We start from the raw sequence: 12,768 nt of genomic DNA on the forward strand, positions 1-12,768 counted from the left end.
CCTACTGAGCCGTCATGCCGCCGTCGGCAGTCACGATCGAGCCGGTCAGGAACGACGCGTCGTCACTGGCCAGGAACAACGCGACCCGGGCGATCTCCTCCGGCGTACCGAGGCGGCCGATCGGGTACTTGACGACCGTCTTGGCCAGGCCCGCTTCAAGATCACCGTCACCTCGGGCGCGAAGCATGGGCTCCATCAGCGGGGTGAACACCGTGCCTGGGCAGATGGCATTCACCCGGATCCGACGGGCCGCGAGGTCGATCGCCATCGAGCGAGTCAGCGCCACAACCGCTCCTTTCGCCGCGCAGTAGGCGGCGAAGTTGGGCACGCCGACCAGCCCGGCCACCGAGCCCTGGTTGACGATCGCGCCACCGCCGGTCTTCTCGAGCTGCGGAACCGCCGCGCGCGAGCACAGGAAGGTGCCCTTGGCGTTGACCGCGAAGCAGCGGTCCCAGTCGTCCTCGGTCGCATCGGCGACCGAACCCGCGCTATTCACGCCCGCGTTGTTGTAGAGCACGTCGAGCCGCCCGAACTCACCCACAGCGCGGGCGACCGCCGACTCCACCTCGGTGGCAACTGCCACGTTCGCCGCGAGCGCCACGGCCCGACCACCGTCGGCGCCGATCTTGGCTACCGTCTCCTCGGCGGCGTCGGCGATCAGGTCGACCACCGCCACCGCTGCACCCTCGGCGGCGAACAGCTCGGCCGCGGCCCGGCCGATCCCCGAGCCGGCGCCGGTGATCAGCGCCACCCTGCCGTCCAGTCTTCCTGTCATCTGCGGATGTCCCTTCGTGTCCGAGCGGGTGGTCAGAGAGCACTCCAGCCCCCGTCGAGGACGAGGGTGTGACCGGTCAGGTAGGCGAGCCGGTCCGAGGCGAGCAGCGCTATCGCGTCCGCGATCTCATCGGGTTGTGCCACCCGGCCCATCGGGATCTTCGACTCCACCTGGGCGCGCAGTTCCGGCTGGTCGAGGCGCCACTTCGTCATGGGTGTCTCGACCATGCCGGGACAGACCGCGTTCGCCCGGATGCCCGAGCTCGCGTAATCGACCGCGACGGATCTGGTGAACATCACCGCCGCGCCCTTGGAAGCGGTGTACGCACAGCGGCCCGGAAAGGCGATCAGCCCGGCCACCGACGCGACGGTGATCACGTGGCCGGTGCCCTGGGCAAGCATCGTCGGCAACGCCGCGCGGGTACAGAGGAACGGCCCGCGGACGTTGACCGCCTGGACGCGGTCCCACTCCTCGATCGGCGTCTGATGGCAGACGGTCGCCTCGGCCGATCCGGTGATGCCGGCGTTGTTCACCAGGACGTCGATCCGGCCGAAGGTGTCAACGATCTGCGTGAACGCCGACTGCACGGAGTACGGGTCGGTCACGTCGGCGCGCAGTACCAGCTTGGCGTCCCCAGCCGTCACGTCGCCGATGTCGAGCACGGCAACGCGGATGCCCTCGGCCACCAGTCGCGCCGCGGTGGCCCGGCCGATCCCTGACCCGCCCCCGGTGACGACAGCGACCCGGCTCTCGCTTGCTGCATCCCGCTGTTCGGCAGCCATGATCAGGCCGGAACCGCCGCACCACGGGCCGTTGCGGCCTGGGCGGCGAGCAGAATCGGTTCGTAGACGGGCGCATATGGTGGGGCGTAGGACAGGTCGAGCGCGAGCAGGTCCTCGACGGCGAAGCCCGCCTGCAGGGCGACGGCCACGACGTCGACGCGCTTGGCCACACCCTCTCCGCTGCCGACGAGTTGTGCTCCGAGCAATCGGCCCCCACTCTCGTGCACCAGCCGGACGCTGACGGCCTCGGCGCCCGGGTAGTACTTGGCTCGGGATCTGCCAAGCGCATCCGTGGCGACCGCGGGCAGTCTCTCAGCCTCTGCCTCAGCCAGCGTCAGCCCGGTGCGGGCCACGGCGAGGTCGAACACCTTCACGACCGCTGTTCCCACGATCCCGGGGAAGCGGGCGTCGCCGCCCGCGGCCACGGTGCCGGCCACCCGTCCGGTCTTGTTCGCCGCAGGTCCCAGCGGAACGAAGGCCGGTCGGCCGATCACGTGGTGGTACGGCGCAATGCAGTCGCCGGCGGCGAGGACGTCCGGAAGGGAGGTACCCATCCGGTCGTCCACCAGGAGCGCGCCACCCGGACCGGTGAGCGCTCCCGCGTCGCCGGCGATGCCGGCCGCCGGCCGCACGCCCGCCGCGACCACGACGACATCGACCGTGACAACCTTGCCGTCGATCAACGCGTCGAGTCCGTCTGGGGTGGTGCGGATCGCGTCGACGCGGGCGCCGAGGCGCAGGTCCACACCGTGGCGGCGTACCTCCTCCTCGACCAGCGCGGCGATCGGCGGATCGAGGTTGGACATCACGCGCGGCAGTGCCTCCGCCAGAGTCACGGCCACACCGCGCTCGGCGAGTGCCTCGGCCATCTCCAGACCGATGTAGCCGGCACCTATCACGAGGGCCCGGCCGACGTGTCCGGCGTCGAGAAGACTGCGGAGGCTGATCGCATCCTCCAGGGTGCGCACCGTGAACACATGGTTGTTGCCGAGGCCCGGAACCGGAGGGATCGACGGGGCTCCTCCGGCCGCCACGATCAGCCGGTGATAGCCGAGCCGATGCTCATGCCCGTCCTCGCGGTAGTGGACGAGGTGCTTGTCCGGCTCCAACCTCGTCGCCCGGGTTTGCAGGCGCAGGTCGATCCGGCGCTCGTCGCGGAAGAACGCGGGTGGGTAGGCCAGCAGCGCGTCCGCCCTGGCGACCGTGCCACTCAGGTAGTAGGGCAGGCCACACATGCCGTACGCCGAGTAGCCGCTCGCCTCGAGCACCACGATCTCCAGGGCGGGGTCGACCCGCCGGGCAGCGGACGCGGCGGACATCCCGGCCGCACCGCCGCCGACCACTATCAGCCGCTGGCTCATCAAGCACCTCCCTGCCTGGCTCGAACGCTAGAGACGGGATGCCGGTGCCTCCATGGCCCGGCGGGGTGAAGGATCGCGCGGAGTTCGACCGGTTGGGACACAGACTGCGACCGGGCCCGGGACTAGCTTCGAGCCGAACCCGATGACTGGAGGTATGGCCGTGTGGGACTGTCCGGACTTCCTCGATCTGCCCGAACGTGACCAGAAACCCCGGCGCGTCGGGCTCACGCATGTACTCGACAAGGGCATCACCCCGCCGGCGCTCGAGGCCCTGCTCACCCAAGCCGGCGACTTCATCGACGTGCTCAAGATCGGCTGGGGTATCGCTTACGTAGACCCGGCAGTCAAGGAGCGCGTCGCGCTGTGCAACGCGGCCGGTGTCCTGGTGTCCCTCGGCGGGACCCTGCTCGAGGTGTGCGCCGCCCAGGGCCGGGTCGACGAACTGCGCCACTGGGCGGCGGGCATCGGTGTCGGCGCGATCGAGGTGTCCGACGGCCTGCAGGCCATGACACTCGACCAGAAGACCGGGCTGGTGCGATCGCTGGCCAACGACTTCACCGTCTTCGCCGAGACCGGCGCGAAGGACGGCCACGCTCCGGTCGTGACCGAGAAATGGTTGGCCGAGATGGAGGCGGATCTGGCTGCCGGGGCCAGCTGGGTGATCGCCGAAGGTCGCGAGAGCGGCACGGTCGGGCTCTACCACGACGACGGCAGTGTGCGTGCCGAACTGGTCGACGCGATCGCCGCCCGCCTCCCACTCGATCGGGTGATCTTCGAGGCACCCCGCAAAGCGCAGCAGACCTGGCTGATCCGTCGGCTCGGGGCGGGCGTGAACGTCGGCAACGTGCCGCTCGACGAGGTACTCCCCTTGGAGACTTTGCGGCTCGGCCTGCGCGCGGACACCGCCGTGACGGGACAGGTGACGCTGCGGTGATTCCCGACCCGGCGCCGAACACCATCACCAGGCCCTACCGCGGCTTGTCCGTCCAGGAGGTCGAGGTCCCGCTCACCGAACTGGATCTGGTGCCGTTCCTGCTGGGTCGGGAGGTGTACCGCCGGACCGACTACCTCGTCCTGCGCAAGGGCTCCGAGACCGCTGTCGTCGCAGTGCGCAAGGCATCCATCGATCCCCTGTTCTCCCCTGTGGTCGAGGCGCGCGTGCTCGCAGTACCGGAGCAGGTGGTCTCGATCAGCTCACCGGAAACCGACGTGGGAAACGCCACCGCGCTGGCTCGGGCGGCGCACGCCCATCGTCGGGCGGGCGCGCGAGCTTATGTGGTGCAGGGGCGCTATGAGCACGTGAACTTCATCTGGGAGCCGGCGCCGGTGCGGATCCGGGTCACCGAGGTGGTACCGCCGAAACCACCGAAGCTGTTCGCCATGGCCGAGCAGGTGGTTGCCTTCGACGAGGACCTGCCGCCGATCGAGCTCGTCCTCGACGCGGTGGACATCCGCGACCTGGCGGCAGCCAACCCGGCCGGGCGGTACTTGCTGCCATGTCGCGGCTCGAGTGTGGACCTGGGCGGCGAGGTGGCGTTCCTCGACACCCGCCCGGCGCGGCGGGAGGACTGGTTGATGATCGGGTGCGAACGATCCCTGCAGTTCCACCGCCACTTCTACGGCGACGAGCCCCCGCGCGTGGACATCTGCCCTCGCCGGCGAGCGTCGGATGCCGGGCCGACCTTGGCCAAGTGCTGTCTGCTCGAACGCGGTATGGAGCTCGACGGGAGCACTGCCGTCGTTCCGTGGGGGTCGAATCTCGACGAGATCAGGAGCGCGCTGCGCCGCCTCACCGGGGTGGCGCGGCTCGATGAGGCCACGGTGAGCTAGATGGGTGCGCACCTCGTCGACTCCGTCTTGTACGGCCATCTGTGGACCACGCCGGAGATGCATCGCCTGCTGGATGACGAAGGGCGGATACAGGCCTGGCTGAATATCCTGGCCGCGCTGGCCGAAGCGCAGGCTGACGTCGGCCTCGTTCCCGCCGACGCCGCACGCGCGATCAGGAAACATGCCGATGCCGAGCTGCTCGACCTCGCTGAGGTGGCCGAGCAGACCCGCGCCACCGGCCACTCGACGCTCGGCCTGATCCGCTGCCTCCAGAACATCCTCCCGGAAGAAGCACGGGAGTGGGTGTACTACGGCGCCACTGTGCAGGACGTGTCGGACACCTGGACCGCACTCGTCATGCGACAGGTCGCCGACATCCTCGAGCGCGACCTCGCGCACGCGGAGGCGGCGGCGCTGGCGCTGGCGAAGCGGCATCGCGATACCGAGATGTGCGGGCGGACGCACGGGCAGCCCGGGCTGCCGATCACCTTCGGGTTCAAGGCCGCGGTATGGGCGGCGGAGCTGCGCCGCCATCGGGTTCGGCTGGCCGAGGGCCGCGGCCGCCGCGAGGTCGTCCAGCTCGGCGGAGCGCTGGGAACGATGGAGTTCTGGGGTGATCGCGCGCTCCCGCTGCTCGGGGAGTTCGCCCGCCGGCTTGAGCTGGGCACCCCCGATATCCCGTGGATCACCGCTCGCGACGGCATCGCCGAGTTCGTCGGTCTGCTGGCCATGGTGACGGGGACCCTCGCGAAGATCGGCCAGGAGGTGTACGAGCTGCAGCGTCCCGAGATCGGTGAGGTGCGCGAGCCGTTCACCCCAGGCCAGGTCGGCAGCATCACCATGCCGCACAAGCGCAACCCCGAGCTCTCCGAACACCTTGTCACGCTGGCCCGGATCGTCCGGGCCGATGCCGCGGTCGCCGTCGAGGGCATGGTCCACGAGCATGAGCGCGACGGGCGGGCGTGGAAGGCCGAGTGGGTGGTCCTGCCCGAGGCATGCCTGCTCACCGGCGCTGCCCTGGCCTTCGCGTGCCGCCTCCTCGATGGGCTGGAGGTAGACACCGACCGGATGCGAGAGAACCTCGGGGCACGCGGTGGCTACGTGCTGTCCGAGCCGGTGATGCGTGCGTTGGCCGATCGGATCGGCAAGCACTCTGCCCACACCGTCGTCTATGAGGCGACTCTCGCTGGTATGAATCGTGGCGTCGATCTGCGGACCGCCCTGCTCGCTGATCACCGGATCGCCGAACACCTCAGCCCTGACGAAATCGCCCGCTGCCTCGACGTGCAGGCTGCGCTTGGGGTCGCACCCGCGTTCGTTGATCGGGTGGTTGCCGCCTGCAACAAAGGCCTTGGCCGATGAAGCAGCTCCTGTCGCTGCCGCGAGTACCGCTGGTCGCAGCGCCCACGCCGCTCCTGCCCGCGCCACGCCTGTCGGCGGAGGTCGGCGCCGATGTGTGGCTCAAGCGAGACGACCTGACCGGCCTGGGACTCGGCGGCAACAAGGTTCGCGGCCTCGAGTACCTGCTCGGCGACGCCCTCGCCCAGGGGTGTGACTGCCTCGTCACCGGGGCCGGGCCACAGTCGAACTGGGCCATGCTCGCCGCGCTCGCGGCACGCCGCTCCGGCCTGACGCCGTACCTCGTCTTCTACGGATCGCCGACCCGACCGACCGGAAACTTGCTGCTCAGCGAGCTCTCGGAGGCGGACGTGCGGTTCACCGGCGAGCACGATCGAGCCTCGGTCGACACCGCGATCGAGAAGCTCGGGGCGGAGCTGTCAGCGACAGGGCGACGGCCGTACCTCGTGCCGCGCGGCGGTGCCACACCACTGGGCGCCGCTGGCTACGTGCGCGCGAGCATGGAACTGGCCGACCAGCTCATGGCCGACGGCCTGAGCCCGTCGCAGCTGTGGTTAGCCACCGGCTCGTGCGCAACACAGGCTGGACTCGTCGCCGCATCACGGTGGCTGCGCAGCCCGTACGAGGTGGTCGGGGTGAGCGTGAGCCGTCCAGGCGACGAGTGCGTCGCCCGTGTCACGTCGCTCGCCGACGGTGCAACCCGGGTGCTCGACCTCCCGTACGCCGATGCCGATGGTGTGACCGTGCTCGGCGGGTATCTGGGGCCAGGCTACGGACAGGCTTCGCCAGAAGGTGACGCCGCGGCCCGGCTGGTCGCCCGCACGGAGGGCGTGTTCCTCGACCCGGTGTTCGGGGCGAAGGCCATGGCGGCCCTCGTGGACGCGGCGCGGGCAGGCAGGGTCGACGGTCCGGTCGTGTTCCTGGTGACAGGCGGCGCCCCGACGCTGTTCGCCGGACCGAGGGGATCCCTGTGAGCCGCCCTGTGCCGGACGGATATCTGGGGGCCGAGGCGCGGATCAGCAGCGGGCCTGCCCCCGAGCTGGTCGAGGCCGGCTATGCACTGGAGACAGCTGACGCGCCGCTCCTGCACCACGGGCTCGGTCTGGCCGACCTCGCCCACGTCCTCGCACTTCACGAGGCTGGAGTCATCCCCGCTGCTGATGCGGGTGTCCTGCTCGCAGCTCTGCTGGAACTGCGCGACGTGCCGGCGGAGGCCTTTCCGTACGACCCGGTTTACGGCGACGCGTACAACAGCCGCGAACGTGAACTGGAACGTCGGCTGGGAAGCGTCGCCGGGTGGTTGCACACCGGTCGCACCCGGCGAGAGGCCGGGCGCATCGCCTTCCGGCTCGCCCTGCGAAACCGCCTTCTCGACCTGCACGAGGCGGTCGGCGGGTTCCTCGATTCAGTGTGCGCCCAGTCTGCCGCGCACGCAGACTCGGTCTGGGCGGACACCACTTACCTTCAGCCGGCACAGTCGTCGACTTTCGGCCACTACCTGGGCGGCTTCGGCGAGGAGGCCGCTCGACACCTCGACCGGCTGCAGCTCGCCTATCGGTGGGCTGACCGCTCCCCCGCCGGCGTCGGCGGCGTGGGCGGCAGCCGCGTTCCGATGAACCGTTCGCGTCTCGCCGAGGTACTCGGCTTCGAGTGCCCGGGCGCACATACCCGCGACATCATGTGGGCGGCCGACGGCCTCGCCGATGCGGTGGTCGCCGCGGCGCAGGCCGCGACCACCGTCGACAGGCTGGCCGAGGACCTCGAGATCTTCGCCAGCCCCGGCTTCGGTTACGTCACGTTGGACGCGTCACTGTGCCGCGCCTCAGTGCTGATGCCGCAGAAGCGCAACCCGTACGCGCTCGCGGTGATCCGGGCCGGAGCAGGCACCCTCGTGGGCCGCGCGACCGGCCTCCTGGTCACCCAGCTCACCCCGTCGGCCCGCACCGACAACTGGCTGCACGCGTACGGCGAGGTAGCAGGAGCTCTCGAACTCGCCCGACGAGTAGTTGCCCTCGGCGCCGAGGTTGTGCGCACGCTCTCGGTGGACCGAGACGCTCTCGCCGCAGCGGCCGCCGCACACTTCACCGGCGCAACCGACCTCGCCGAAGAACTCGTCCTCCGCCACGCCCTCGACTACCGCTCCGCCTACCGCGTCGTCGGCCGAGCAGTGGCCACGGCCACCAACTCGAACCGCACCACACTCACCATCGACGACCTCACCTGCGCCGCGACCGACGTATTAGGCCATCCGCTGAACCTGGATCCCCGGATCCTCCACGACGCCCTCGACCCGGCGCAGATCGTGGCGGGACGCACGGTGCTCGGCGGCAGCGCCCCGGACCGCGTCCGCGAGCACTCCCGCTCCCTGACCCACCGACATGCCGAGGCCGCCGCTTGGCGGCAGATCCGTCGAATCCACGCCCGCGAGACCGAGGCACACCTGATCGCCACCGCCCTCGCGGTGGCTACTCCGGCCGGACGTCGATGAGGACCGTCCGTCGGGGTCGAGCTCGCACCCGAAGGCGGTGCGGTCACTGCCGTACGGAGCGGGCGCGAACCTCACCAAGTTCGACTTACTGAGCCGAGTCAGCCCTCGAGGGGGCCCTGGGTGCGGCCCACCGCTCGTGGGGTGGGGCCGCATCCACTTCTGACCCGCATGCCTTGGAGCACACCCACGGCGGTTCCGAGCACTTTCAATCGGATGCACATACCCGCCACCGCGGACCCGACGGGTACGGCGCCAGCTGACGCATTGTGCCGGCTGTGGTGCAGCCTCACCTCCGCCGCTAGGAGAGTCGGCGGCTCCGAGTCGTTCGCGAGCGCGCACGGTGTCGTTCCGGTCCGCGGGGCCGATCAGATGAGTAGGGTTCGGACTATGTTCGCTGCTCTGGGAAAGCTCGTGGTCCGCGCCCGCTGGTGGGTCATCGCCGCCTGGATCGTGGCCGCCGTGGTCATCGCGATGACAGCCCCCGCCCTGCAGTCCACGCAGGACCAGTCGGAGTTCCTGCCCGGGCACTACGAGTCCGTCAAGGCGCTCACCGTTCAGCAGGAAGCCTTTCCCGAGCGCGGTGAGATCGGCGCGATCGTGGTCTTCGACCGCGAGGATGGCAGCAAGCTGACCGAGGACGACCAGGCCAAGGTGTCCTCCATCGCCGAGCAGCTCAACACCAAGGGCTACGACAACCTGGGCACTGCGGCCGCTGCCCCGGCTTCGGACAACGGGTTGGTGCAGGCGATCTTCGTGCAGGTCAAGCCGGGCAAGAACGCCTTCGACCCGGCTGCTATCGAGGACGCCCGGAGCCTGCGCGCCGACCTCGAGCCACTGGTTGAGGGGACCGACCTCCGCTCGGGCGTGACGGGCCCGGCGGCCCAGTCGCTGGACTCCCAGGAGTCGTCCGAGCGGGCGCTCGTCGTGGTCAGCGTCGTGACCCTGTTGCTCATCGTGGTCCTGCTCGCGCTGATCTTCCGTAGCGTCATCGCGTGCGCCCTGCCTATCGTGACCGTCGCCCTGGTCGGGACGACCGCCACCGGGCTCATCGCGGTGGCGAACGAGGCGTTCGACCTCAAGGCCGACAGTTCCATTTCGGTGATCTTGTTCATTGTGCTGTTCGGCATCGGGACCGACTACATCCTGTTCTTCCTTTTCCGTTACAGGGAGGCCCTGCGGCTGGGCTTCGACGGTCGAGGTGCGGTGTCCCACTCGGTCGAGCGGGCCGGTGAGGCGATCGCCTCGGCCGGCGGGGCGGTCATCATCGCCTTCATGGCGATGGTGCTGTCGTCCCTGAGCATCTTCCGCTCGATCGGGCCGGCGCTGGCGATCGCGGTCGCGCTGGCCGTGCTCGCGGCGTTGACGCTGGTTCCCGCGGTCGTCGCAGTCCTTGGGCCAAGGGTTGTCTCCTGGCCGTCGAAGAAGTGGATGGTCGAGCCCGAGGCCACCCGGTTCCGCGCCATCGGGCGGTCGGTTGCCGCGCACCCGGTCCGCTACGCCGTCGTCTCGGCGGGGTCGCTCGCCGTCCTGTCGTTGTTCGCCATCGGGTTCAACCCGACCTTCAACTTCTCCGACAGCAGCACCGAGAAGACGGAGTCGGGTCAGGCGCTGATCACCTTCCAGAAGGGCCAGCCCAGTGGTGCCGCCGACCCCACGACGGTGCTGTTGCGCTCGACAGGCGGCCAGCCGCTCGACGACGCCGAGCTCAGCGCGTACGCCGGCGAGCTAGGCACCGCAGAGGGCGTCGCATCGGCGGCGCTGACCGCCCGCACCGACCGCGTCGCGGTGTTCACCGTCGTCCTCTCCGACGACCCCTCGTCCGACGCGGCGATGGCTAACGTCGAGGGTCCCGTGCGCGACACCGCGCATTCGGCCGCGCCGGACGGGACCGAGGCTTTCGTCGGCGGCACCACATCGATCTTCGTCGACCTCGACGACGCGATGGCGCGCGACTACTCGGTCGTGTTCCCGGTCGCGGCAGTGCTGATCATGATCATCCTGGCGTTGCTGCTGCGCAGCCTCGTCGCGCCGCTCTACCTCATCGTCTCGGTGGGCCTCGGCTTCACCGCCAGCCTGGGCGCGACCGTGCTGGTCTTCCAAGGCCTGCTGGGAGAGCAGGGGCTGATCTTCATCCTGCCGATCTACATCTACCTCTTCGTGGTGGCGTTGGGCACCGACTACAACATCTTGATGGTGGCGCGCCTGCGGGAAGAGGCACGGGGAGGGCTCGAGCCACGGCCCGCGGCGGCCAAGGCGATCGAGCATGCCGGTCCGACGGTCGCGGCCGCCGGCCTGATCCTCGCCGGCACCTTCGCCTCGCTGATGTTCGCCGAGGGCACGTTCTTCAAGTCTTTGGGCTTCTCGTTCTCCGTCGGCATCGCCATGGCCGCGTTCGTGATGGCGCTCTTCTTGACCCCGGCGCTAACCGCACTCATCGGGCACGCCGCGTGGTGGCCCGGCCACGGGGACCGGGCCACCGCCACAGTCGAGGAGCCCGACGAGGAGCGTGTCCTGGAGAGCTGATCCGACCGGGGTCGCTCTGGGGAGCGGTCGGCGAGGCGGGGAGCCCGGCCCCTCCAGGTGCCGTCTGCAGCTTCGTTGATGGGGAAGGAAGTCGGCGAGTGCTGCCCGGGAGAGCCGCAGCCCGCCCGGTTCGCCGATCTGCCGCTCGCAACCTGGCGTCGTAGCCTGATGTCGTGCAGGGGCATTCCGATTGGGCGGCGGCGCTCCCGGCGGCACCGTTGCGCGCGTTCATTGACCGCTACGTCGGCTACCGGTTGAGCGGGTTCCCGCCGGGCGCCCATCGCGGGCTGCCGTCCCGGCATCTCACCTTCATCGTCAGCGTCGGACCGGCCATCGATGTCATCCGTCAGACCGACCCACATCAGGATCCGGCCAGTTACCGCTGCGTGGTCAGCGGCCTCCAGGACCGCTCCGCGACGATCAGCTACGGCGCCCACCAGGAGGGCGTGGCGATCGAGCTCAGCCCGCTGGGTGCGCGAGCGCTTTTCGGCATGCCGTCTGGGGTGCTGTGGGATACCTCCCTCGAGTGCGTCGATGTCGTGGGCGGACGCGGCTGGGAGCTATGGGAGCGTCTTCAGGGTGTCCCGGAGTGGTCGGGCCGGTTCGCGGTGTGTGACGACGTCCTGCTCCGCTGGGCCGACACCGAGGTTCGGATGCCGCCGAGCTGCGCCACGCGTGGCGCACGTTGGTGCGATCGGGGGGCACCGCGGCGGTCGGCGAGCTCGCCGAGGAGGTGGGCTGGAGCCGGCAGCACCTGGCCCGGCGGTTCGGGAACGAGTTCGGTCTCGGCCCGAAGCTGGCCGCGCGCGTCGTGAGGTTCGAACGAGCCCAGGCCATGCTTCGATCCACGCCGTCGTTCATCTCCATCGCTCAGGTGGCGGCCGCATGCGGCTACTTCGACCAAGCGCACCTGAACCGGGACTTCGTCGAACTGGCCGGCTGCACCCCGTCGCAGCTGCTCGGGGAGGAGCTTCCATCTTTCCAAGACGATGCGGTCCCCCGCGGGTGACGCTGGTGCCATGACCGACCCCGACGCGTTGTTCCAGCGTGCCACCGCGGGCCACGCCGAGATCGTCCGCGGCCTGGCGGACGAGGACTACGGATCGAGAGGCTTCACCGCCCGAGACTCCGAGGGCAACCTCTGGAGCTTCGGAACTTATGCCGGAGAGACCGCGAGCAACGCCGGAGGCACCCGACAGACGCACGTCGGCGGCAATGACGACACGTTCGCCACCCTGCTCGACGACTGGAACGACGCCATCGTCGCCAACGACCCCGACGCAATCGGCCGCTTCGCAGACCCGGACTGGGTCTTCGTCGGCGCCGACGGTGTGGTTCCCGGCGCGCAGTTCCTCGAGTCGGTCGCCACCGGCCGCCTCACCCACGACTTCATGACCTCCGACCTGCACTCTGCGCGTGTCCTCGGCGACGTCGCGGTCGTCATCGCACGCGTGCGCAACAGCGGCACCTTCGACGGCAACCCATTCCAGCTCGACGAGTGGTCGACCGACGTCTTCGTCCGCCGTGACGGCAGTTGGCGGTGCATCCTGACGCAACTCACCTCCGCCGCGCGATGAGTCCACCGATGGTGGGGTGGTCGGCGTCCGGAGCGTCACCTTGACGACCCTGATCAGGGGCAATTGCGGGTTC

Annotated in this window: 11 protein-coding genes and 1 pseudogene; 9 read left to right on the forward strand and 3 right to left on the reverse strand. The window is 69.8% G+C overall.

Translation table 11 applies throughout. The features are described 5' to 3' along the window. Window position 1: 1 nt before the first annotated feature. Genes EV644_RS25095 through EV644_RS25105 form a run of 3 tightly spaced genes read right to left on the reverse strand, consistent with a single transcriptional unit; the run spans window position 2 to window position 2,918 of the window. Window positions 2-775 carry an SDR family NAD(P)-dependent oxidoreductase gene (locus EV644_RS25095; protein WP_132191182.1) on the reverse strand — a complete coding sequence of 258 codons (774 nt, stop codon included), beginning with the start codon at window positions 773-775 and terminating at the stop codon, window positions 2-4. A 32-nt stretch (window positions 776-807) separates the two neighbouring features. Next, the gene (locus tag EV644_RS25100; RefSeq protein WP_132191183.1) at window positions 808-1,557 is read right to left on the reverse strand and encodes an SDR family NAD(P)-dependent oxidoreductase; all 750 of its coding nucleotides are present in this window, start codon (window positions 1,555-1,557) and stop codon (window positions 808-810) included. A gap of 2 nt (window positions 1,558-1,559) precedes the next feature. Then, a complete protein-coding gene (locus EV644_RS25105; protein ID WP_132191184.1) occupies window positions 1,560-2,918 on the reverse strand; it encodes an FAD-dependent oxidoreductase in 1,359 nt (452 codons plus the stop codon). A gap of 142 nt (window positions 2,919-3,060) precedes the next feature. On the opposite strand from EV644_RS25105, the gene EV644_RS25110 reads away from it, so the two are divergent. The 9 genes and pseudogenes from EV644_RS25110 (at window position 3,061) to EV644_RS45525 (ending at window position 12,695) form a co-directional block, all read left to right on the forward strand. Further along, window positions 3,061-3,852: a phosphosulfolactate synthase gene (locus EV644_RS25110; protein ID WP_242001026.1), complete on the forward strand. Its 792-nt coding sequence runs from the start codon at window positions 3,061-3,063 to the stop codon at window positions 3,850-3,852. Then, window positions 3,849-4,748 carry an XcbA family protein gene (locus tag EV644_RS25115; protein ID WP_132191185.1) on the forward strand — a complete coding sequence of 300 codons (900 nt, stop codon included), beginning with the start codon at window positions 3,849-3,851 and terminating at the stop codon, window positions 4,746-4,748. The genes EV644_RS25110 and EV644_RS25115 overlap by 4 nt, the downstream gene beginning before the upstream one ends. After that, window positions 4,749-6,110, forward strand: a complete 1,362-nt coding sequence (gene xcbD / locus EV644_RS25120) for a 3-sulfopropionylcysteine synthase XcbD (RefSeq protein WP_132191186.1) — start codon at window positions 4,749-4,751, stop codon at window positions 6,108-6,110. After that, the gene (locus EV644_RS25125) at window positions 6,107-7,081 is read left to right on the forward strand and encodes a 1-aminocyclopropane-1-carboxylate deaminase/D-cysteine desulfhydrase (RefSeq protein WP_132191187.1); all 975 of its coding nucleotides are present in this window, start codon (window positions 6,107-6,109) and stop codon (window positions 7,079-7,081) included. The genes xcbD and EV644_RS25125 overlap by 4 nt, the downstream gene beginning before the upstream one ends. Next, on the forward strand, window positions 7,078-8,595 hold the full coding sequence (locus EV644_RS25130) for a lyase family protein (RefSeq protein WP_132191188.1): 1,518 nt from the start codon (window positions 7,078-7,080) through the stop codon (window positions 8,593-8,595). Before EV644_RS25125 ends, EV644_RS25130 begins: the two co-directional genes overlap by 4 nt. 387 nt (window positions 8,596-8,982) lie before the next feature. Next, window positions 8,983-11,118 carry an MMPL family transporter gene (locus EV644_RS25135; RefSeq protein ID WP_132191189.1) on the forward strand — a complete coding sequence of 712 codons (2,136 nt, stop codon included), beginning with the start codon at window positions 8,983-8,985 and terminating at the stop codon, window positions 11,116-11,118. Window positions 11,119-11,291: 173 nt separating this feature from the next. Further along, window positions 11,292-11,630, forward strand: a pseudogene (locus tag EV644_RS47850) (DUF6597 domain-containing transcriptional factor); the annotation flags it as partial. A gap of 176 nt (window positions 11,631-11,806) precedes the next feature. Next, window positions 11,807-12,127, forward strand: coding sequence for a helix-turn-helix transcriptional regulator (locus EV644_RS45520; protein ID WP_199239992.1), 321 nt, complete (start codon window positions 11,807-11,809; stop codon window positions 12,125-12,127). A 10-nt stretch (window positions 12,128-12,137) separates the two neighbouring features. Next, complete coding sequence (locus EV644_RS45525) at window positions 12,138-12,695, forward strand: DUF4440 domain-containing protein (protein WP_199239993.1); 558 nt, start codon at window positions 12,138-12,140, stop codon at window positions 12,693-12,695. Window positions 12,696-12,768 lie beyond the last annotated feature (73 nt).

Origin of the sequence: Kribbella orskensis, assembly GCF_004342085.1 — a bacterium.
GTDB classification, from domain to species: Bacteria; Actinomycetota; Actinomycetes; order Propionibacteriales; family Kribbellaceae; genus Kribbella; species Kribbella orskensis.

Coding starts and splice junctions, on each gene's coding strand:
- EV644_RS25095 (WP_132191182.1), bottom strand. CDS start 775: ATGACAGGAAGACTGGACGGCAGGGTGGCGCTGATCACCGGCGCCGGC.
- EV644_RS25110 (WP_242001026.1), top strand. CDS start 3,061: ATGACTGGAGGTATGGCCGTGTGGGACTGTCCGGACTTCCTCGATCTG.
- EV644_RS25135 (WP_132191189.1), top strand. CDS start 8,983: ATGTTCGCTGCTCTGGGAAAGCTCGTGGTCCGCGCCCGCTGGTGGGTC.
- EV644_RS25100 (WP_132191183.1), bottom strand. CDS start 1,557: ATGGCTGCCGAACAGCGGGATGCAGCAAGCGAGAGCCGGGTCGCTGTC.
- EV644_RS25125 (WP_132191187.1), top strand. CDS start 6,107: ATGAAGCAGCTCCTGTCGCTGCCGCGAGTACCGCTGGTCGCAGCGCCC.
- EV644_RS25105 (WP_132191184.1), bottom strand. CDS start 2,918: ATGAGCCAGCGGCTGATAGTGGTCGGCGGCGGTGCGGCCGGGATGTCC.
- xcbD (WP_132191186.1), top strand. CDS start 4,749: ATGGGTGCGCACCTCGTCGACTCCGTCTTGTACGGCCATCTGTGGACC.
- EV644_RS45525 (WP_199239993.1), top strand. CDS start 12,138: ATGACCGACCCCGACGCGTTGTTCCAGCGTGCCACCGCGGGCCACGCC.